The organism is Marinovum sp. PR37 (assembly GCF_028807375.1).
Classification (GTDB): domain Bacteria; phylum Pseudomonadota; class Alphaproteobacteria; order Rhodobacterales; family Rhodobacteraceae; genus Marinovum; species Marinovum algicola.
On the sequence record NZ_JARAML010000003.1, the window covers coordinates 61528 to 83594 of the forward strand.

A 22067-nucleotide genomic window follows, 5' to 3' on the forward strand; every position below is an offset into this window, starting at 1 on the left:
GCGCTCAGATCCGGGGCACCGGCAAGGCCGGCTGAAACGAGGCGTCCATCAGGGACGCCTCGAAGGGAAATTCCGACAGCAGTTCGATGCCGGTCTCGGTGATCAGCACCTGCTGTTCCAGCTTCACGCCTTCGGGCCCGCCCTCTTCTCCGATGTAGCTTTCGACACAGATCGTCATCCCCGGTTCGATCACCCCGTCATACCCCGCATCGGGAAAATCCGCGCGGTGGTAGAGATAGGGATATTCGCCGGTCATGCCGCAGCCATGCGACGACAGGTAATAGCGGTTGGCGAAATAGCGGTCCGGGATCTCCCAGGCGGCCTCGGCATACTTGCGAAAGCTCAGGCCCGGGCGCAGGATCTCCATGTTGTGATAGACCTGTTCGAGCGCGGTCTGATAGAGCGTTTTCTGCGCGCCCGTGGGCCTGCCCGGCCCGGCGTGAAAGGTACGCGAGAAATCCGAATAATAGCCGTGGCAGCCGACCACATCGGTGTCGAGCGCCACCAGATCGCCTGCGCCGATCACATGATGCGCGCTTTCCTGAAACCAGGGGTTGGTCCGGGCGCCCGCATTGAGCAGCCGGGTCTCGCAGTAATCGCCATTGCCGGCGATCACCGCCTGATGCATCACCGCCCAGAGCTGGTTCTCGGTCATCCCCGGCCGCAGGGCCGCGCGCAACTCGCCCACTGCCGCCTCGGTCGCGCGCAGGCTGGCGCGGACGCATTTCATCTCTTCCGCCGATTTGATCGCGCGGGCCATTTCCACCGGCGCCTGCGCGTCCGCCACCGTGAACCCCTGTTCGCCAAGCGCAATTGCCGTGCCGGCGTTCAGCCGCTCCATGCCCACCTTGGCGCCGCGGCCGACAAGCCCGGCAATCAGATCGCCCATTTCCGCCGCCCAGGCCTTTTCGCGCGCGGCGATCTCTGGCCCGGCGGCAACGAAACTGGCGGTGCGCGCCGGGCGCACCTCGTCGATGGTGTCGAAGCCATCGGCCAGATGCAGGCAGCCGGTGAATTCGAACAGGATCGCGCGGTCGGCGGTCAGCAACAGATAACGCGACGGCGCATTGCGCATCGAAAACACCTGCATGTTGCGGGTGCCGGTGGCGTAGCGGATGTTGACCGGGTCCGAGAGGATCACCGCGCCGAACCCGCGTGCCGCCATCTCGTGGCGCAGCCGGTCGCGGCGATAGTGATAGACCGCGCGCAGGTCGATGGCGGCACTTTCCGGCGCGCGGTCGAGCAGCGCAATGGCGGTCAAATCGCTGCGCTCGGCGTGCCAGTCGAAATTTGCCATGGCTGATGTCTCCCTTTACCTGCGGGGACGCTAGAAGCTGTCCGGCGCGGCGCGAGGTCCAATTGCGACGGGACTGTCCCGGAAACGGCACGATTGCCCCCGGTATGCGCCAGACGCAAACCGGGTATGCAGGCGATTCATTGATTTTGAACAGAGAGCGCTTGTTCGACTCAGATGGTTGGCCTACCTGCGATTCATGGCCAAGCGCCATTGGATGCCAACCGCTCAATACCCGAGGAGTGGACCAATGATGACACGTGACGAAATCATCCGCGATGCGCGCACCCGCGCCGGCACTTTGCCGGCAGTGTTTGTCGTCTATGGCATTCTGCTGGCCACGATGGTGGCCACCGGAATGGCAATGACCTGACGCCGTCGCGGCCTTCTAACCCCTTTTGCAATCAGCTTCAATCCGGTTCTTCATGGACCGGACAGGTTTTCGCGTTCGCGCCCCGGAAGGTCAGACGTCGGCCGCCTCGCCGACGTTGTCGACGCCGCGCTCTTCCAGCAGGGTGGTCAGCCAGTTCGGGTCCATCTCGGGCACCGAACTGAGCAGCAGGTCGGTATAGGGGTGATGCGGCGGGGTGAACATCTTGTCCTTGGGCCCCTGCTCCACCACCTTGCCATGCTGCATCACCACCACCTCATCGGCGATCGACCGCACGGTCGCCAGATCGTGGGTGATGAACATATAGGCTAGGTCCAGCTCGTTTTGCAGCCGGTCCAGCAGCTTGAGAATCCCCTCGGCCACAAGCTGATCGAGCGCCGAAGTGACCTCGTCGCAGATGATGAAGCTGGGTTCGGCCGCCAGCGCCCGGGCAATGCCGATGCGTTGTTTCTGTCCGCCGGACAGCTCTGGCGGATAGCGGTTGTAGAACTTGGAGGGATCAAGCTCGATCAGGTCGAGCAGCTCGTCCACCCGGTGTTTCAGCTCCGTGCCCGAGAGGCCGGAATAGAACTGCGCCGGGCGACCGATGATCTCGGAGATCCGCACCTTGGGATTGAGCGCGGTATCGGCCATCTGATAGATCATCTGCGCCTGCCGCAGCTGGTCCTTGGTCCGGTCCTGATAGCGCGGCGGCAGGGGCTCGCCCTGAAACAGGACCTGGCCGTTCGACGGCGGCAAGAGCCCGGTGATCACCCGCGCAGTGGTGGATTTGCCGGAGCCGGATTCGCCCACGACCGCGACGGTCATCCCCTTGTGGATGTCGAAGGAGACGCCATCGAGCACCTTGTCGCCGCCGGTATAAGAGGCATCGACATCCTGCACCGAGATCAGCGGCGTCTCGCCCTCGGGCCGCGATTTCTGCGGCCGTTCAAAGCTGCGCACCGCCCAGAGCGACTTGGTGTAATCCTCCTGCGGGTTGTCCAGCATCTCCTCGGTCGGCTGCTGCTCGACCTCTTCGCCCTTGAGCAGCACCTTGATGGTATCGGCCATCTGCGCCACCACGGCGAGGTCATGGGTAATGTAGATCGCCGCCGTGTTGAACTGATCCACGATGTCGCGGATCGCCGCCAGCACCTCAATCTGGGTGGTCACGTCGAGCGCAGTGGTCGGCTCGTCAAAGATGATCAGGTCGGGCCGGCAGGACATCGCCATCGCCGTCATTGCCCGCTGGAGCTGCCCGCCCGAGACCTGGTGCGGATAGCGGAAGCCGATTTCCTTGGGGTTCGGCAGGCGCAGACGCTCGTAGAGGTCCATCGCATCCTCTTGCGCCTCCATCCGCTTCTGGATGCGGTAGTGCAGCGGCGCTTCGGTGTGTTGGTCGATGATCTTGTGCGCCGGGTTGAAAGACGCCGCCGCCGATTGCGCCACATAGGCGATGCGCGAGCCGCGCAGCGCGCGTCGCTCGCCTTCGGTGGCGGTGGTCAGCTCCATGCCGTCGAACTCGATCTTGGAGCCTTCGACAATGCGCGTGCCGTCGCGGGCATAGCCCATGGCGGCGGCGCCGATGGTGGATTTTCCGGCCCCGGATTCGCCGATCAGGCCCATCACCTCGCCGCGGTGCAGGGTCAGGTCGACGCCCTTGATGATCGGCACCCAGACCTCGCCGGTGTAGCCTTCGATCCTGAGATCCTTGATCTCGAGCAGAACGGATTTGTCGTGTACCATCTAGGTTACTCCTTCAGGCCGGAGGACCGGAACAGCATCCAGTCGACAACGAAGTTGACCGCCACGGTCAGCAGGGCGATCGCCGCCGCCGGGATCAGCGGGGTGATGTCGCCGAACGAGATCAGCGTCGCGTTTTCGCGCACCATCGAGCCCCAGTCCGCGGTTGGCGGCTGAATGCCCAGGCCGAGGAATGACAGCCCCGCCACCAGCAGGAAGACAAAGCAGAACTCGAGCCCGAATTCGGCGATCAGCGGCGCCGTGGAATTGGGCAGGATCTCCCTGCGGATCAGATAGCTGTCCTTCTCGCCGCGCAGCTTGGCAGCTTCGATATAGTCCATCACCACCACGTTGCCAGCCACCGCCCGCGTCAGGCGGAAGACCCGCGGCGCATAGATGATGGCGACGGCGACGATGATCACAAAAACCTGCGGCCCGAAGATCGACAGCATCAACAGGGCAAAGATCAACGAGGGGATCGACATGATCACATCGGCGAAGCGGCCCATGAACTGATCGAACCAGCCGCCCTTGGTGGCCGCCAGAAGCCCGGCCGCCGCGCCCAGGAAGAAGGCCGCGATGGTCGCCGCCAGCGCCAGACCCACCGAGTTGCGCGCGCCGTAGATGATCCGGCTGAACATGTCGCGGCCAAGCTGATCGGCGCCCAGCAGCATATTTTCGTCCGCCGGAGCAAAGGACGAGGCGATGACCTCGCTTTCGCCGTAAGGCGCGATCCAGGGCGCAAAGATCGCGGCAATGGCATAGGTGAAGATCACGAACAAGCCGAAGGCGGCGGTCAGCGGCGCGGTTTTCAGCTCCTTGCCGATCTTGGTGGGCAGCAGCACCACCAGGAACTCGCGGAAGCAGAAGGCGACCCCGGCGGCAAAGGCCAGCACCGCGGCCGCGATGGCGACAAAGCGCAGCGCACCGGTGCCGCCGACGATACCGAGGATGAAGCTGATGAGGGTCAGCGAGAACAGCAGGATAAACGGCCCGCGCTTTTCATAGAAGGCCGCCAGGCATGATGCGATGATCAGGCAGGCGAAGTAGAGAACGACAAATACGCTCATGATCTCTCTCCCTTACTTCGGATGCCGCAGGCGCGGGTTGGTGAGAATGGCGCCGACATCCGCCGCCAGGTTGAGCAGGATGAAGGTCGCGGCGAAGATCAGGCAACAGGCCTGGACGATCGGGAAATCGCGTTTGGACACCGCGTCGACCAGCGCCTGGCCGATGCCGGGATAGACAAACACCACCTCGACCAGCACGACGCCGGTGATCAGATAGGCCAGGTTCAGCGCGATGACGTTGATGATCGGCGCCCAGGCGTTGGGCAGCGCGTGTTTCACGATCACCTTCCACGGCGGCGTGCCCTTGAGTCGCGCCATTTCGATATAGGGCGAGGCCAGCAGGTTGATGATCGCGGCGCGGGTCATCCGCATCATATGCGCGGTGACCACCAGCACCAGCGTCAGCGCCGGCAGGAAGGTGCGATGCAGCAGATCGGCAAAGGACATGTCGGCCCGCAGGCTGGAAATGGCGGGGAACATGCCGGTCTTGACCGAGAGATAGAGGATCAGGATGTAGCCGAGAAAGAACTCGGGGCTGGAGATCGAGGTCAGCGTCAGCACATTGGCCACCCGGTCGAACAGCGTGTTGCGCAGCAGCGCCACGATCACGCCCAGGGTGATGGCAAAAGGCACAGCGATCACCGCGGCATAGGCGGCCAGGAACAGCGTGTTGATGAAACGTTCGGTGATCAGCGTGCTGACCCGTTCGCCCGAGACGACCGAATTGCCGAAATCTCCGACGACGGCACCGCCGAGCCATTCGAAATATCGCACGAAGGCGGGCTTGTTCAGCCCCATTTCCTCGCGCAGGGCGGCGAGGTTTTCCGGTGTCGCACCTTGGCCCAGAACCGCTTCGGCGATGTCGCCGGGCAGCAGTTCGACCATGAAAAAGATGATGATCGAAATGATCAGAAGCGTGATGAGGCCAAAGCCCAGACGCTTCAGGACGAGGCCGAGAATGTCCCCCATGAGGCTCTCCCTTTGCTTTTATGCCGCGGGGTGCGCGGGTTCTTGGGCCCGGTCAGAGGCCGGTGCGGCGGCCCGGGAACACCCCGGACCGCCACGGCTGATTGCACGGCTTAGCCGTCGAACCACCAGCGGCTGGCGGCGCGGCAGCCGTCCATTTCCCAGCTTGCGGCGAGCTCGCCGGTGTTCTGGACGTTGGAGCGGCGGCCGTAGACGAAGTTGCGGAAGAACGGGATGATCGTGCCGCCATCGTCGCGGGCGATCTGGGCCATTTCGCGATAGATTTCCGACCGCTTGGCATCGTCCAGCTCGGACTTGCCCTGCAACAGCAGCTCGTTGAAGCGGTCGTTGACCCAGAAGCTTTCGTTCCAGGCGGCATCCGCCTTGTAGGCCAGGGTGTACATCACGTCGGGCGTCGGGCGCGCGCCCCAGGCCACGGCACAGAACGGCTTTTTCAGCCAGACGTCGGAATAATAACCGTCGTTGGGCTCGCGCACGACGGTGATGTCGATCCCCGCCGCCTTGGCCTGCTCGGAATAAAGAACGCACATGTCGACCGCGCCCGAGAAGATCGATTCCGCCGAGGACAGGTTGATCTTGAGGTTCTCGTGACCGGCCTTCTTGAGCAGAGCCCTGGCCTGGTCGGGGTCGTAGCTGAGCTGGTCGAGCCCCTCGGGATAATAGGGCTGGGCCGGCGAATGGTGGAAATCGTTGCCGGCGGTGCCCGCACCAAAGGCGATCTTTTCGACGATCTCTTCGCGGTTCATCGCCAGTTTCAGCGCCATGCGCACATCGACATCGTCATAAGGCGCGGTGTTGGTGTGCATCGGCATGGTGATCGCCGAGGCCGAAGGCACGTTGTCCACGATCAGCTGCGGATTGCGCTGCATCAGCGCCATGGTCTTGAGGTCGATGGCCGAGACCGCATCGACGTCACCGGTGACAAGCGCGGTCTGGCGGGCATTGGGATCGTTGATCGCGATCATCTCTACCGCGTCGAAATAGGCGCCTTCGCCGTGCCAGCCGTCATGCCGCTCGAGCTTGAAGCCGACGCCGAATTCGCCATCGACGATCTTGTAGGGGCCGCAGCCGATGCCGTTGCGCCATTCGATGCCGTCCTCGCTCGCCGGCTGGATGGTCAGATGATAGTCGGTCATCAGCCAGGGCAGATCGGCGTTCGGACCGGTAAGCGTGAACACAACGGTGAGGTCATCGGTCTTGGTGATATCCGCGACATCGGCCAGAAGCGCCTTGGCGGCCGAGGTCGAGGCCTCGCCGCGGTGAAAGTTCATCGAGGCGATGACGTCATCGGCGGTGCATTTGCGGCCATCGTGGAACGTCACGTTGTCGCGCAGCTTGAAGGTCCATTCCGAGGCATCCTCGGAGCCGGACCAATCCTCGGCCACGTCGCCGCCCAGGGTCTGGTCGGTGTTGATCAGGGTCAGATAGGCGCGATGGGTGTGGGCCAGGAAAATCTGCTGGATCGACAGATAGGTGCCCGGGTTGTGGGTGTCCGAGGTGTTGTTGTCGTGGATCGCGACGCGGAAGGTGCCGCCGGATTTGGGCTGCGCCTTGGCTTCGGATGTCCACAGGCCGGTGGCGGCGGCGGCGGTCAGGCCGGCGGCGGCCGAATGGCGCATGAAATCGCGGCGCGACAGGCGGCCGAGACGCGCCTCGTGGGACAGCCTGTCGATCAGGCTCAGGTCTTTTTTGTTACGCATGGTCTGTGTCTCCCTGTTGTCATGCGAATGCCCGCCCTTGAGGTGCGGGTCATGCCGTGGCCCCTGCGGGGGCACATCGACCGAAGGTCATGTCTGTCTGTCCACTCACGCGGCAGGACGGGTCTGTCGATCGACGCATTCTGAAATGCTCATCCCTATGTTCCTGTGTGACATCCGCACAGGCGCGCGCGCTCTCGAACCGGTTTGGCAACGCCAGCCCCCGGTGCCGGATGCGTCGTTCCTCTGCGGGAAAACGACACCACCATCGAAACATGATCGTCGGCGCTAATCCACTCAAAATGTCGAAATCTCTTGCCTTTTTCGCAAACTGGCCTCTTGTGACGATTGCAGCAGGAGTGTCAAAAGCGACAGAGGTGTCGTTTTCGCACGGCCTGTTCTGGCTTGCAACCATGGGCCTCAGCTCTCCCCGGCGCGGGCGGCGGCGGCCGGTCGTTCCGCGGCGGATTCGGCAACGGGCGGGGCGGTCTCTGGTCCGCCGGTCCCGCATTCTGGCCGATCACTGCGCGTTGCTGTCACATCCGGTCTCCTCGTCGGAGGAGTGTGGGACGGAATTTGACGGCCACAGGTACGAAAACCGATCTTTCCAGGCCCGATTCCGACCTTTTGGCCTGCCAAAGCCCGCTCCGGCCGTGCCGCGACCGGCGCAATCCGCCCCGACGGCGCCGGACCCCCGGCTCAGAAACGCCCGGCTCCGGGGGCTGCCATGCCGGCTTGCGGGGCAAGCGTCAGCCCCCGGAGCCGGGGCGTGCGGCGCATGTGGCCTGAGCCGACATCGCGCAGAGGCCCGGTGGCCAGGGTAAGGCGCGCGGTCAGCCTGGGCGAGACATCCGCGAGCCAGACGTCGCTGTGCGGCAGCCCGAGACCGGCGATGACGATATCCGCGCCGCTCGCATTGATCGCCGCGACGGTTTCGGTCTCGTTCTCGATGCCGTCCAGACCGTCGCGGGTGCCGACAATCCGCAGACCGGGAATGGCCAGGCAGAGCCGATTGACCACCCGCTCCGCCACGCCGGGCGGGCCACCCACCAGAAAGACCTTTCGCCCGGCCCGCGCCGCCCGCGCGAGCAGACGCGGGAGCAATGCGGGGCCGCTGTGGCGCGCCACCAGCGGCCGGCGCGCCATGCGGGCGGCCAGCGGCACGCAGCGGCCGCCCGGCAGGATCAGATCGGCCGAAGTCAGCGCCGCCCGGTATTCGCCATCGCACAGCGCGAGATTGGCGCAATCGGCATTGAAAAAGGTCAGCCGCTGCGGCTGCTGCACCACCATCAGCGCATCGACCACCATGGCGGGCGAGGCATTGACGAGGTCGAGACCGAACAGCCGCACCCGCGGCAGCGTCGGCGCGGCGGCGGCACAAAGGGCGCGGATGAAGTCGGGCGAAAGAGGGGCGAAACTCATACCGGTTTTCCTGAAGTGGCAACTGAACGCCCGAAGAGGTGCGCCGACCGCAGGGGGATTCTCAACTGTGCGGATGGTGCCCCCCAGCACCGGCCGCGCCGCCGCCTGCCCCTTCGCTCAGGTGCCGCATCCATTGGGCAGAGACGCCCCATCCGTCCGGTCAGGCCAATGTCGCCCGGCTTTTCCCCTTGGGCCACAGCGCATCCTGCGGCAAGATCGCCTGACACGCCTTGCAATTGCCCGCGCTGACACGGTGGGCCGTTCGATCAGGCGCCGCGTGCAGGATGGGAAAGGCAGGAGCAATCAAAATGATGCGGGTGCTGATCGCCGACGATCACGATCTTCTGCGGGATACGCTCAAGGCCTTTCTCGACGCCGAGGGCAGTTTCGAGACCGTCACCGCCGCTAGCCTGCCCGATGCCGAAGCCAAGCTGCGCGCCGGCGCGGCCTTTGATCTGATCCTGCTGGATTACGACATGCCCGGGATGAACGGGCTCGACGGGCTGGCCAGGATGATGGCGCAGGATGGCGCGCAGCGGGTCGCGATCATCTCGGGCACCGCCAACCGCTCGGTCGCCGAGACGGCGCTGGCCAAGGGCGCCGCCGGCTTCCTGCCCAAGACGCTTTCGGGAAAATCGCTGGTCAATGCGGTGCGCTTCATGGCGGTGGGCGAGCAATACGCCCCGCTCGACTTCATGCGCGCGGCCGAAGAGGACGAGGCCCACCCGCTGACCGACAAGCTCTCTCCGCGCGAACTCGAGGTGCTCGAAGGCCTGACGCAGGGCAAATCCAACAAGGAGATCGCCCGCGACCTCGACATTCGCGAGCCGACGGTCAAGCTGCACATGAAGACCCTATATCGCAAGATCGGCGTGTCGAACCGCACGCAGGCGGCCATTGTGGCCAAGGATGCCGGGCTGTTCTGACAGCCCCCGGACGACGGCCCGATCCTCGGGACGCTCGGTATTCCGGCCATATCTGCAAGGGGAATTGGTGCCCAGGAGAGGACTCGAACCTCCACGTCCATACGGACACTAGCACCTGAAGCTAGCGCGTCTACCATTCCGCCACCTGGGCAGGTGTCGTGAGGCAGGCGTTTAAATCGAGCCAGGGGGAGTGTCAACGCGGAATCTGAAAGAAATGCCACAGACGCGACCGCATATCGTCTTGTCACACCAAAGAGCCGGTTATATTCCCTGTAAGCATCGAAAAACGCGAGGCTCCGATGTCCAGACTGGTGACGATCTACGGCGGCTCCGGCTTTCTCGGCCGGTACATTGCACGGCACATGGCCAAGGAAGGCTGGCGCGTGCGTGTCGCCTGTCGGCGCCCGAACGAGGCCCATTTCGTGCGCACCTATGGCGTTGTCGGTCAGGTCGAACCGGTGTTCTGCAACATCCGCGACGACAACAGCGTGCGGCAGGTGATGCAGGGCGCAGCGGCGGTGATCAACTGCGTCGGCACCTTCGACGCCCGCGGCAAGAACAACTTTGATGCCGTGCAGGCCGAAGGCGCGGGCCGCGTGGCCCGGATCGCCGCGGAAAGCGGCGTGGCGCGCATGGTGCAGATCTCGGCGATCGGGGCCGATGCCGCATCGGACAGCGATTACCAGCGGACCAAGGCCGAGGGCGAAACCAATGTGCTGGCGCATATGCCGGACGCGATGATCCTGCGACCCTCGGTGATTTTTGGCCCCGAAGACAATTTCTTCAACCGGTTCGCCGGGATGTCGCGGATGGGGCCGGTGCTTCCGGTGGTCGGCGCGGATACGAAATTCCAACCGGTCTATGTCAACGACGTCGCCCGGGCCGCCGCGATGGGCGCCATGGGCACCGCCCCGGGGGGTGTCTATGAACTGGGTGGGCCCGATGTCGGCAGCTTCCGCGAGCTGATGCAGGACATGCTCAAGGTGATCCGCCGCCGCCGGCTGGTGTTGAACATGCCGTTCTGGGCCGCCGGCCTGATGGCGCGGGGTTTCGATCTTTTGTCGACGCTGACCTTCGGGTTGTTCGGCAATGGCATCCTGACCCGCGATCAGGTGCGCTCGCTCGGCCGCGACAACGTGGTGAGCGACGGCGCGCGCGGGTTGGCCGACCTCGGCATTCGCCCGACCGCGATGGAAGCGGTGCTGCCGGATTACCTCTGGCGTTTCCGCCCCGCCGGACAATACGACGCGATCAAGGAATCCGCCGGCCGTCTGGGGGCCAAATAGGCCCGAATCGCCCGACCGGACGCAGGCGCCCCGCCAGAGGAGAGCGCGGTTGACGAGGAAAACCTGCCCCGGACAAGAAGCTGCGCGCTGCCCCCTTGCGTCAGCGGGCGGCAGCGCGTATATCGCCCTTCAACAGCGGCGCGCCGGGCCTCACCCGAAGCTCCACCGGATAAGTTCGACGGGCCGCGCGCCCGTTTTTTTGTGCCCGTCCGCCGGGCCGAACCCGCAGGAAGCCGTATGAGTGATATTCTGTCAAATACCCTGATTGCCAAAGCCGCGATCGACCGTCGTCTGGCCGAAATTATCGGTCCCGTGATTGAGGATATGGGTTTTGAACTGGTCCGCATCCGGCTGATGAGCGGCAAGACCCAGACGCTTCAGATCATGGCCGAGCGCCCCGGCGGCGGCATCGAGGTCGACGAATGCGCCGCCATCTCCAACGCGGTGAGCGCCACGCTGGACGTCGAAGACCCGATTCTCGACACCTATACGCTCGAGGTCTCCAGCCCCGGCATCGACCGGCCGCTGACCCGGCTCAAGGATTTCGAGACATTCGAGGGATATGAGGCCAAGATCGAGACCACCGAACTGATCGACGGCCGCCGGCGCTTCAAGGGCGTGCTGGCCGGCATCGAGGGCGAGGAAGTGCTGATCAACGTCGATGGCTCCAGCCAAGGCGAGGAAACCGTGACCCTGGGCCTGAACTTTGACTGGCTGAGCGATGCCAAGCTGGTCATGACCGACGAGTTGATCCGAGAAATGCTGCGCCAGCGCAAGGCGGCGGACGTGGACGAAACCAAGTTTGACGAGATCGAGACCGAAGAAGCGGCGTCTCAAGAGGAGAAAGAATAATGGCAATCACCTCAGCCAACCAGCTTGAGCTTTTGCAGACCGCCGAGGCGGTGGCGCGCGAAAAGATGATCGACCCCGGTCTCGTGGTCGAAGCAATGGAGGAATCCCTCGCCCGCGCCGCCAAGTCGCGTTACGGCTCCGAGATGGACATCCGGGTCTCGATCGACCGCCGCACCGGCCGGGCCACCTTTACCCGCGTGCGCACCGTGGTCGAGGAAGAAGAGCTCGAGAACTATCAGGCCGAGATGACCGTCGAGCAGGCCAAACAATACATGGCCGAGCCCAAGGTGGGCGATCAATATGTCGAGGAAGTGCCGCCGGTGGAAATGGGCCGGATCGCGGCGCAATCGGCCAAACAGGTGATCCTGCAAAAGGTCCGCGAAGCCGAGCGCGACCGCCAGTACGAAGAATTCAAGGACCGCGCCGGCACCATCATCAACGGCCAGGTCAAGCGCGAGGAATACGGCAACGTCATCGTCGACGTGGGTCGGGGCGAGGCGATCCTGCGCCGCAACGAAAAGATCGGCCGCGAGAGCTATCGCCCCAACGACCGCATCCGCTGCTACATCAAGGATGTGCGCCGCGAAGCCCGTGGCCCGCAGATTTTCCTGTCGCGCACCGCACCGGAATTCATGGCCGAGCTGTTCAAGATGGAAGTGCCCGAGATCTATGACGGCATCATCGAAATCAAGGCCGTCGCTCGCGACCCCGGCTCGCGCGCCAAGATCGCCGTGATTTCCTATGACGGCTCGATCGACCCCGTGGGCGCCTGCGTCGGTATGCGCGGCAGCCGCGTGCAGGCTGTGGTCAACGAGTTGCAAGGCGAAAAGATCGACATCATCCCGTGGAACGAGGACCAGCCCACCTTCCTGGTGAACGCGCTGCAACCGGCCGAGGTCACCAAGGTGGTTCTCGACGAGGAAGCCGAGCGCATCGAGGTTGTGGTGCCGGAAGAGCAACTGTCGCTGGCCATCGGCCGTCGCGGTCAGAACGTGCGCCTGGCGTCGCAGCTCACCGGGCTCGATATCGACATCATGACCGAGGCCGAGGAATCGGCGCGCCGCCAGAAGGAATTCGAAGAGCGCACCCAGCTCTTCATGGACACCCTCGACCTTGACGAATTCTTCGCCCAGCTGCTGGTGTCGGAAGGGTTCACCAATCTCGAAGAGGTGGCCTATGTCGAGCAGGACGAGCTGCTGGTGATCGACGGCGTCGACGAAGGCACCGCCGAAGAGCTTCAGACCCGGGCCCGCGAGCACCTGGAAGAGCAGGCCAAGAAGGCACTGGCCAATGCCCGCGAGCTGGGCGCCGAGGACAGCCTTATTGACTTTGACGGCCTGACACCCCAAATGATCGAGGTTCTCGCCAAGGATGGCATCAAGACCCTCGAGGATTTCGCCACCTGCGCCGATTGGGAACTGGCCGGCGGCTGGACCACCGCGAATGGCGAACGCGTCAAGGACGACGGCCTGCTCGAGCCCTTTGAAGTCTCGCTCGAGGAAGCACAGGGCCTGGTGATGACCGCACGGGTCGAGCTTGGCTGGGTGGATCCGGCCGATCTGGAAACCGCGGAAGACGACAGCGAAGACGAAGACGGTGACGACCTCATTGCCGAAGAGGACGCGGAAGCGGCCGAAGAGGCACGGGACTGAACGGTCGCGGAGGCGAGGCAATGACACGCGGCGGCAAGGACAAGGACCGGGGTGACACCGGACCGGAGCGCAAATGCATCGCCACCGGAGAGGTGTTGCCGGTGGCGCGGATGATACGCTTTGTGGTCGGCCCCGAGGGTCAGGCGGTACCGGATGTCCTGGGCAAGCTGCCCGGGCGCGGTATCTGGGTGTCGTCGGATCGCGCGGCGCTGGACAAGGCGGTGTCGAAAAAGCTGTTTGCCCGCAGCGCCAAGCAACCGGTCACCGTCCCCGATGGGCTGGTGGCCGAGATCGAAAGGCAAATCGCGCGCCGCGTGGTGGATCTGATTTCGCTCGCCCGCAAGGGCGGGCAGGCGGTCGCCGGCTATGAAAAGGTCAAGGACTGGCTTCAGAAGGAAGAGGCCCGCGTCCTGATCCAGGCCAGCGATGGCTCCGAAAGGGGCAAGTCGAAACTGAGCACGCCGTATGGCGGATCATTCATCGGCTGGCTGACCGCGGACGAGTTAGGATTGGCATTCGGCCGACAAACTGTGATACATGGCGCGCTGGCGTCTGGTGGACTCACGGAACGTGTAGTAGAGGAAGCCGCAAGATTGAAAAATCTGCGCGCGCAAGACGACGGCGGCAGCGGTCGCCGGAAAGGAAAATAGAGCTTTATGAGCGATAATGACGGCAAAAAGACCCTTGGTTTACGTGGCGGCGCCCGTCCGGGCAATGTGAAGCAGAGCTTCAGCCATGGGCGGACTAAAAACGTCGTGGTGGAAACCAAACGCAAACGCGTGGTCGTGCCCAAGCCGGGCGGTGCCAAGTCCGGCTCCGGCGGGGCTGGCGGTGGCGTGGGCGGTGCTGGCAAACGGCCCGCCGGGATCACTGATGCCGAGATGGAACGCCGGCTGAAGGCGGTTCAGGCCGCCAAGGCGCGCGAAGCCGAAGAGGCGGCGAACCGCAAGGCCGAGGAAGAGGCGCGCGCCGAGGAGCGCGAGCGCCGCCGGGCCGAGATGGAGGCCAAGGAGCGCGAACAGCGCGAGGCCGAAGAGAAAGCCAAGGCCAAGGCCGAGGAAGAAGAGCGCAAGCGTCGCGCCGCCGAGGACAAGGCCAAGGCCGCAGCCGCCAAGGCCGCTGCCCCCGCCGCCGAGGCCGATCAGCCGCGCGGCGGTGCCAAGCAGGCGCCGGCCAAGAAGCCCGACCGCGAACAGGATCGTCAGAACCGTGGGAAGGGTGGGCGCGACGGCGGCCGCCGCTCCGGCAAGCTGACCGTGAACCAGGCGCTGACCGGCGGCGAAGGCGGGCGGCAGCGCTCGATGGCCGCGATGAAGCGCAAGCAGGAACGCGCCCGGCAGAAAGCCATGGGTGGCCCGGTCGAACGGGAAAAGGTTGTCCGCGAGGTCAAGCTGCCCGAGGCGATCGTCGTCTCCGAGCTGGCCAACCGGATGGCGGAACGCGTGGCTGACGTGGTCAAATCGCTCATGCAGATGGGCATGATGGTCACCCAGAACCAGACGATCGACGCCGACACCGCCGAACTCATCATCGAGGAATTCGGCCACAAGGTGACGCGCGTGTCCGACTCCGACGTCGAGGACGTCATCAAGGAGGTCGAGGACAAGGAAGAAGATCTGCAACCGCGTCCGCCGGTCATCACCATCATGGGCCACGTCGACCACGGCAAGACCTCGCTCCTGGACGCGATCCGCGACGCCAAGGTTGTCGCTGGCGAAGCCGGCGGGATCACCCAGCACATCGGCGCCTATCAGGTGGAGACCGACAGCGGTGCGGTCCTGTCCTTCCTCGACACGCCGGGCCACGCCGCCTTTACCTCGATGCGCTCGCGCGGGGCACAGGTGACGGATATCGTCGTGCTCGTGGTTGCCGCCGATGACGCGGTGATGCCGCAGACCATCGAGGCGATTGCCCATGCCAAGGCGGCCGAGGTGCCGATGATCGTGGCGATCAACAAATGCGACAAGCCCGCCGCCAACCCCGACAAGGTGCGGACCGACCTGCTTCAGCACGAAGTCATCGTCGAGAAGCTCTCGGGCGATGTGCAGGATATCGAAGTGTCGGCGATCACCGGCAAGGGCCTCGACGAGCTGCTTGAAGCGATTGCGCTTCAGGCCGAGATCCTCGAGCTCAAGGCCAACCCCGACCGCGCCGCCCATGGCGCCGTGATCGAGGCTCAGCTCGACGTCGGTCGCGGCCCGGTGGCCACGGTTCTGGTGCAGAACGGCACGCTGAAACAGGGCGATATCTTCGTTGTGGGCGAGCAATGGGGCAAGGTGCGGGCGCTGATCTCGGACACCGGTGAACGGGTCGAAGAGGCCGGGCCGTCGGTGCCGGTCGAGGTGCTGGGCCTGAACGGCACGCCGGAAGCCGGTGACGTGCTCAACGTGGTGTCGACCGAGGCGCAGGCGCGCGAGATCGCGGAATACCGCGAGCAGGCCGCCAAGGACAAACGCGCCGCCGCCGGTGCCGCCACCACGCTCGATCAGCTTCTGGCCAAGGCCAAGGAAGACGAGAACGTCGCCGAGCTGCCGATCCTGGTCAAGGCCGACGTGCAGGGCTCTGCCGAGGCCATCGTCCAGGCGATGGAGAAGATCGGCAACGAAGAGGTGCGCGTGCGCGTGCTGCATTACGGTGTCGGCGCGATCACCGAGACCGACGTGGGCCTGGCGGAGGCGTCCAATGCGCCGATCCTCGGCTTCAACGTCCGGGCCAATGCCTCGGCGCGGAACTCGGCCAACCAGAAAGGCGTGGAAATCCGCTATTACAGCGTGATCTACGACCTGGTGGATGACGTGAAAGCCGCGGCCTCGGGCCTGCTGTCCGCCGAAGTGCGCGAAAACTTCATCGGCTATGCCGAGATCAAGGAGGTCTTCAAGGTCTCCAACGTCGGCAAGGTCGCCGGCTGTCTGGTCACCGAAGGGGTGGCGCGCCGCTCCGCCGGTGTCCGCCTGCTGCGTGACGACGTGGTGATCCACGAAGGCACGCTGAAGACGCTCAAGCGCTTCAAGGACGAGGTCTCCGAGGTGCAATCCGGCCAGGAATGCGGCATGGCCTTCGAGAACTACGACGATATCCGCCCCGGCGATGTCATCGAGATCTTCGAGCGCACGGAAGTCGAGCGCAAGCTCGACTGATCCGGCGCCGGATACAGAATCGACACAGGGGACAGAGCGATCTGTCCCCTTTTTTGTGCTTGGGAATTGCTTGGGAATTGGAAGGCGAAGCCCCGGCGCCGGTGTCTGCGGCTCAGAGCCAGTCGCGCAGGATCGGGATCAGCGGGATATCGGCGGGCGGCATCGGGTAATCGCGCAGCCGGTTGGGCTTGACCCAGGCCAGGGTCTGGCCCTCTTGCGCCTGCGGCACCCCCTGCCATTTGCGGCAGGCAAAGAGCGGCATCAGCAGATGGAAATTCTCGTAGGCGTGGCTGGCGAAGGTCAGCGGCGCCAGACAGGAGGCCCAGGTGTCGATGCCCAGCTCTTCCTGCAACTCCCGGATCAGCGCCGCTTCCGGTGTCTCGCGCGGTTCGACCTTGCCGCCGGGAAATTCCCAGAGGCCGGCCATGCTCTTGCCCTCGGGCCGCTGGGCCAGCAGAACGCGGCCGTCACGGTCGATCAGGGCAACGGCGGAGACAAGGATCACTTTGGTCATGGCATCGGTGTGGCTGCGGAAAGATGGGGCGGATTTGGCCCAGGGATCGGCGGAGTGCAATACCCCGCCGCCGGGTTGCCGGTGGGCCGGATTATTCGGCCCGGCACCGGGTGTTCACGGTCCTCAGGAGCGGTAATCGGCGTTGATGTCGATGTAGCCGTGGGTCAGATCGCAGGTCCAGACGCGTTTCTTGCCATCGCCGATGCCAAGATCGACCGCGATGGCGATGTGGTCGCCTTTCATGTGGGCGGCGGCGTCGGCCTCCTGATAGTCGGGATGCACCCAGCCGTTTTCGGCCACCAGCGTGTCACCGAAACGGATGGTGATATGGTCGCGGTCGGCCTGGGCTCCGCTCTTGCCGATCGCCATGACCACGCGGCCCCAGTTCGGGTCTTCGCCGGCGATGGCGGTCTTGACCAGCGGCGAATTGGCGATTGCCATGGCATGGGTATGCGCTTCGGCATCGCTGGCGGCGCCGGTGACGTCGATCTGGACGAACTTGGTGGCGCCTTCGCCGTCGCGGACCACCTGATGGGCGAGATCCATCATCACCTCGAACAGCGCCTCTTCGAACGCCGCATTGTCGGCGACGTCGACGCCAGAGGCGCCGGTGGCGGCCAGCAGCAGGGTATCCGAGGTCGAGGTGTCGCTGTCGACGGTGATGCAGTTGAAGGTCAGGTCGGTGAGATCAGCAAGCATCGCCTGCAACTTGGGTTGGGCGCAGGCGGCATCGGTAAAGATATAGACCAGCATCGTTGCCATGTCCGGCGCGATCATGCCCGAGCCCTTGGCGATACCGGCGATCTGCACCGTCCTGCCGTCGATCTCGAGGCTGCGGGCAGCGCCCTTGGGATAGGTGTCGGTGGTCATGATGGCACGGGCGGCGTCGTTGATGGCGCCCGCGTCCTGGCCCGCGATCAGCTGGTCGATCACGTCGATGATCCGGTCATGCGGCAGAGGTTCGCCGATCACCCCGGTGGAGGAGGTGAAGACCCGATCCTGCGGCAGCCCGGCGGCGCGGGCCACGGCCTCGGTGATCGCCGCGACCGAAGCATCGCCACGCTTGCCGGTGAAGGCGTTGGAATTGCCGGCGTTGACCAGGATCGCCGCGGCCTCGTCCCCGGCGCCGCCGAGTTTCTTCTGGCAGTCGAGCACCGGCGCCGAGCGGGTTGCCGACCGGGTGAAGACCCCTGCCACGGCGCTGCCCGGAGCGAGCAGCGCCAGCATCACGTCCTTGCGGCCCGCATAGCGCACCCCCGCCTCGACCGAGGCAAAGGTGACACCCTCGATCACCGGCATCTCGGGGAATTGCGCGGGCGCCAGAGGCGAAACAGGCAGGGGTTTGGCCATGTTATTGTCCGATCAGATCGATGTTTTGCAGGACCGAGGTGTCGACATCGGCCTTGTCGGTGCGGGTGATCTCGGCCGATTCGGTCAGCTCGCCAAGCACGCCTTCGAGCGCCGCATTGCGAACCGCCTGTTCCAGCTCGGGGCGGACCTCCTCCATCTCGGGCGCTTCGGCGACGCGGGTCTCATTGAGCTTGATCACGTGCCAGCCGAACTGGGTCTGCACCGGATCGGAGATCTCGCCTTCGCCCAGCTCCTGCACCGCCGCCTCGAATTCGGCAACCATCATGCCGGCACCGAACCAGCCCAGCTCGCCGCCATTGGGGCCGGAGGGACCGGTCGAGTTTTCCTTGGCCAGCTCGGCGAAATCCTCGCCCTCGCGGGCGCGTTCGGCCAGGGCCGCGGCCTTTTCCTCGGTCTCGACGAGGATATGCGAGGCATTGAATTCCATGCCGCGATTCTCGCCTTCGTAAGCCTCGGCATAGGCGTCGGTCAGCGCCGCTTCGGTCACCGCCTCATCCATCGCCGACTGCGCCTGCTCGGCGGCGCGCAGGGCGCGCTCTTCGTTGTCGAGCGACAGTGCCACACGTTGCGACACCTCGTCGGGGCCGGCTTGCACCAGCAGGGTCTGCTGGATCAGCTGGTCCATGATGCCGTCCCAGAGCACGTCGTCGGGCAGTTGACGCAGCTGATCGGGCAGCGAAGCGCGGATCATGATCATGTGGCCGAGGGTGATCTCGGTTCCGTTGACCGTGGCCACAACCTCGTTCACATCCACCTGCTCATGCTGTTCAGCCAGGGCGGGGACGGCCAGAAAGGCCATGAGAGCGGCGGTTTTCACGCTTTTCAACATCAAGTGTTCCTTCATTCATTGCCGCGCACGAGGGCGGCGTTGACACTGGTAGGGGCGACCCTTACATCGCTTTTGTCCCGTTGGGCGCCCCGTTCCCGAAAGGCATATGGGTTGCGATGCGGACGGGCAAGGCGCGGACACAAAGATGTGCGCATTATTCGACGGAGAGAGTATGCTGGGCTTTGGAAAAATCGCCAGATCGGTGTTCGGAACACCGAACGACCGAAAGATCAAGGCGACGCGCCCGCTGGTCGAACAGATCAATGCCCTGGAAACCGAGTTCGAAGCGCTCAGCGACGAAGGGTTGAAGGACAAGACCAAGGCGCTGGCCGACCGCGCCAAGGGCGGCGAGAGCCTGGACGCGATTCTGCCGGAAGCCTTTGCCAACTGCCGCGAGGCCGCCAAGCGGGCGCTGGGCCTGCGCGCCTTCGACGTGCAGCTGATGGGCGGGATCTTCCTGCACCAGGGCAATATCGCCGAGATGAAGACCGGCGAGGGCAAGACGCTTGTCGCCACCTTCCCGGCCTATCTGAACGCGCTGACCGGCAAGGGCGTGCATATCGTCACGGTCAACGACTACCTGGCGAAACGCGACGCCGAGTGGATGAGCAAGGTCTACGGCGCCCTGGGGCTGACCACCGGCGTGGTCTATCCCTGGCAATCCGAGCAGGAAAAGCACGACGCCTACAATTGCGACATCACCTATGCGACGAACAACGAGCTGGGTTTCGACTATCTGCGCGACAACATGAAATCCGAGCTCAAGGACATGTTCCAGCGCGGCCACAACTTCGCGATCGTCGACGAGGTCGACAGCATCCTGATCGATGAGGCGCGGACGCCACTGATCATCTCCGGCCCAGCCGAGGACCGCTCGGATCTCTACCAGACCATCGACAAGCTGATCCCGCATTTGCAGGAAGATCACTACACGCTCGATGAGAAAACCCGCAACGTCACCTTTACCGACGACGGCAACGAATTTCTCGAAGCGCAGCTGCGGGCGCATGATCTGCTGCCCGAGGGCCAATCGCTTTACGACCCCGAAAGCACCACCGTGGTGCACCACGTCAACCAGGGCCTGCGGGCGCACAAGCTGTTCCTCAAGGACAAGGATTATATCGTCCGCGACAACGAGGTTGTCCTGATCGACGAATTCACCGGGCGGATGATGGCCGGCCGGCGCCTGTCCGACGGGCTGCACCAGGCGATCGAGGCCAAGGAAGGCTGCGAGATCAAGCCCGAGAACGTGACGCTGGCCTCGGTCACCTTCCAGAACTACTTCCGCCTGTATGACAAGCTGGGCGGAATGACCGGCACCGCGGCAACCGAGGCCGAGGAATTCCAGGAGATCTACGGGCTGGGCGTGGTCGAAGTGCCGACCAACAAGCCGATCGAGCGGATCGACGACGATGACAAGGTGTTCCGCACCAACGACGAGAAGTACAAGGCGATCATCGACGAGATCCAGAAGGCGCATGACAAGGGCCAACCGGTGCTTGTCGGCACCACCTCGATCGAGAAATCCGAAATGCTCAGCCAGGCGCTGACCCAGGCCAAGCTGCCGCATAACGTCCTGAACGCGCGCCAGCACGAGCAGGAGGCACAGATTGTCGCCGATGCCGGCAAGCTGGGTGCGGTGACCATCGCCACCAACATGGCCGGCCGCGGCACCGACATCAAACTGGGCGGCAACGTCGACTTTCAGATCATGGAAGCCATCGCCGCCGCCCCCGACAGCGACCCCGAGGAGATCCGCAAACGGATCGAGGCGGAACATGCCGCCGACGAAGAGGCAGTCAAAAAGGCCGGCGGGCTCTACGTGCTGGCCACCGAACGCCACGAGAGCCGCCGGATCGACAACCAGCTGCGCGGCCGCTCGGGCCGTCAGGGCGACCCGGGGCGGTCCTCGTTCTTCCTGTCGCTCGACGATGACCTGATGCGCATTTTCGGCTCCGAACGGCTCGACAAGGTGCTCAACACGCTGGGCATGAAGGAAGGCGAAGCGATCGAGCACCCTTGGGTCAACAAGTCGCTGGAACGCGCTCAGGCCAAGGTCGAGGGCCGCAACTTCGACATTCGGAAACAATTGCTGAAGTTCGACGACGTGATGAACGATCAGCGGAAGGTGATCTTCAGCCAGCGGCGCGAGATCATGGAAGCCGAGGATCTGTCCGAAATCGTCCAGGATATGCGCCATGAGGTGATCGACGAGCTGGTCGATCAATATCTGCCGCCGAAATCCTATGCCGATCAATGGGATGCCGAGGGTCTTCAGGGCGCGGTGATCAAGTATCTTGGCCTCGACCTGCCGATCCGTGACTGGGCCGAGGAAGAGGGCGTCGATCAGGAGGTCGTGCGCGAACGTCTCGAGGACGAGAGCGACAAATACATGGCCCAGAAGGCCAGCGCCTTTGGCCCCGAGACCATGCGCAACATCGAAAAGCAGATTCTGCTTCAGACCATCGATGCCAAGTGGCGCGAGCACCTGCTGACGCTCGAGCACCTGCGTTCGGTGGTGGCCTTCCGCGGCTATGCCCAGCGCGACCCGCTCAACGAGTACAAGAACGAGGCCTTCCAGCTCTTCGAATCGATGCTCGAGAGCCTGCGCGAGGACGTCAGCGAGAAGCTGTCGCAGATTCGCCCGATGACCGAAGAGGAGCAGGCCGCTTTGATGCGCCAGATCCAGGAGCAGCAGGCGGCGCAGAAGAAGCTGACCGAACAGGCGCAACCTGTGGGGGAAAACGCTCCGCCGCAGCAAACGGCGGAAGGCGCCGCGCCGGGCTTTGACGAAAGCAAGCCCGAGACCTGGGCCAACACCGGCCGCAACGAGCTCTGCCCCTGCGGATCGGGCAAGAAATTCAAACATTGCCACGGCCGCGTGTAAACGCACCAGAACGCCGAGAGGCTGCCAGAG

At 64.3% G+C, this 22067-nt stretch carries 16 protein-coding genes and 1 tRNA gene; 7 read left to right on the forward strand and 10 right to left on the reverse strand.

All coding sequences use genetic code 11. The features are described 5' to 3' along the window. Positions 1-4: 4 nt before the first annotated feature. From PVW49_RS03465 to PVW49_RS03490, 6 genes are all read right to left on the reverse strand, one after another. Positions 5-1297 carry a M24 family metallopeptidase gene (locus PVW49_RS03465; protein WP_074839061.1) on the reverse strand — a complete coding sequence of 431 codons (1293 nt, stop codon included), beginning with the start codon at positions 1295-1297 and terminating at the stop codon, positions 5-7. A 460-nt stretch (positions 1298-1757) separates the two neighbouring features. Beyond that, positions 1758-3410 (reverse strand): ABC transporter ATP-binding protein, encoded by a 1653-nt coding sequence (locus tag PVW49_RS03470; RefSeq protein ID WP_048533430.1) that lies wholly within the window; start codon positions 3408-3410, stop codon positions 1758-1760. 5 nt (positions 3411-3415) lie between these two features. Further along, positions 3416-4477, reverse strand: coding sequence for an ABC transporter permease (locus PVW49_RS03475; RefSeq protein ID WP_274565724.1), 1062 nt, complete (start codon positions 4475-4477; stop codon positions 3416-3418). Between the two features lie 12 nt (positions 4478-4489). Then, entirely contained in the window at positions 4490-5446 is a 957-nt protein-coding gene (locus PVW49_RS03480) for an ABC transporter permease (RefSeq protein WP_048533432.1), read from the reverse strand. Positions 5447-5556: 110 nt separating this feature from the next. Further along, positions 5557-7164, reverse strand: coding sequence for an ABC transporter substrate-binding protein (locus tag PVW49_RS03485; RefSeq protein WP_274565723.1), 1608 nt, complete (start codon positions 7162-7164; stop codon positions 5557-5559). Positions 7165-7860: 696 nt separating this feature from the next. After that, positions 7861-8583 (reverse strand): WecB/TagA/CpsF family glycosyltransferase, encoded by a 723-nt coding sequence (locus tag PVW49_RS03490; protein WP_274565722.1) that lies wholly within the window; start codon positions 8581-8583, stop codon positions 7861-7863. A gap of 311 nt (positions 8584-8894) precedes the next feature. On the opposite strand from PVW49_RS03490, the gene PVW49_RS03495 reads away from it, so the two are divergent. Then, positions 8895-9509 carry a response regulator transcription factor gene (locus PVW49_RS03495; RefSeq protein ID WP_074839200.1) on the forward strand — a complete coding sequence of 205 codons (615 nt, stop codon included), beginning with the start codon at positions 8895-8897 and terminating at the stop codon, positions 9507-9509. Positions 9510-9574: 65 nt separating this feature from the next. Here PVW49_RS03495 and PVW49_RS03500 read toward each other — a convergent pair. Further along, positions 9575-9660 (reverse strand) — tRNA-Leu (locus PVW49_RS03500). 148 nt (positions 9661-9808) lie between these two features. Here PVW49_RS03500 and PVW49_RS03505 point away from each other — a divergent pair. The 5 genes from PVW49_RS03505 to infB all read left to right on the forward strand — a co-directional run bounded on the left by PVW49_RS03505 (position 9809) and on the right by infB (position 16436). Continuing rightward, positions 9809-10795 carry a complex I NDUFA9 subunit family protein gene (locus PVW49_RS03505; protein ID WP_274589906.1) on the forward strand — a complete coding sequence of 329 codons (987 nt, stop codon included), beginning with the start codon at positions 9809-9811 and terminating at the stop codon, positions 10793-10795. 249 nt (positions 10796-11044) lie between these two features. Next, positions 11045-11647, forward strand: a complete 603-nt coding sequence (gene rimP, locus PVW49_RS03510; protein ID WP_074839569.1) for a ribosome maturation factor RimP — start codon at positions 11045-11047, stop codon at positions 11645-11647. Continuing rightward, the gene (gene nusA / locus PVW49_RS03515) at positions 11647-13299 is read left to right on the forward strand and encodes a transcription termination factor NusA (protein WP_048533436.1); all 1653 of its coding nucleotides are present in this window, start codon (positions 11647-11649) and stop codon (positions 13297-13299) included. The genes rimP and nusA overlap by 1 nt, the downstream gene beginning before the upstream one ends. A 20-nt stretch (positions 13300-13319) precedes the next feature. Next, positions 13320-13949 (forward strand): RNA-binding protein, encoded by a 630-nt coding sequence (locus PVW49_RS03520; protein WP_274589907.1) that lies wholly within the window; start codon positions 13320-13322, stop codon positions 13947-13949. Positions 13950-13955: 6 nt separating this feature from the next. Next, positions 13956-16436, forward strand: coding sequence for a translation initiation factor IF-2 (gene infB / locus PVW49_RS03525; protein WP_048533438.1), 2481 nt, complete (start codon positions 13956-13958; stop codon positions 16434-16436). A 112-nt stretch (positions 16437-16548) separates the two neighbouring features. On the opposite strand, the gene PVW49_RS03530 is transcribed toward infB, so the two are convergent. The 3 genes from PVW49_RS03530 to PVW49_RS03540 all read right to left on the reverse strand — a co-directional run bounded on the left by PVW49_RS03530 (position 16549) and on the right by PVW49_RS03540 (position 19150). Continuing rightward, complete coding sequence (locus tag PVW49_RS03530; RefSeq protein WP_048534043.1) at positions 16549-16950, reverse strand: (deoxy)nucleoside triphosphate pyrophosphohydrolase; 402 nt, start codon at positions 16948-16950, stop codon at positions 16549-16551. 123 nt (positions 16951-17073) lie between these two features. Further along, positions 17074-18300 (reverse strand): bifunctional glutamate N-acetyltransferase/amino-acid acetyltransferase ArgJ, encoded by a 1227-nt coding sequence (argJ, locus tag PVW49_RS03535; protein ID WP_274589908.1) that lies wholly within the window; start codon positions 18298-18300, stop codon positions 17074-17076. Between the two features lies 1 nt (position 18301). Next, complete coding sequence (locus PVW49_RS03540) at positions 18302-19150, reverse strand: peptidylprolyl isomerase (RefSeq protein WP_274565721.1); 849 nt, start codon at positions 19148-19150, stop codon at positions 18302-18304. A gap of 172 nt (positions 19151-19322) precedes the next feature. On the opposite strand from PVW49_RS03540, the gene secA reads away from it, so the two are divergent. Next, positions 19323-22037 (forward strand): preprotein translocase subunit SecA, encoded by a 2715-nt coding sequence (secA, locus tag PVW49_RS03545; protein ID WP_074839507.1) that lies wholly within the window; start codon positions 19323-19325, stop codon positions 22035-22037. Positions 22038-22067: the final 30 nt, after the last annotated feature.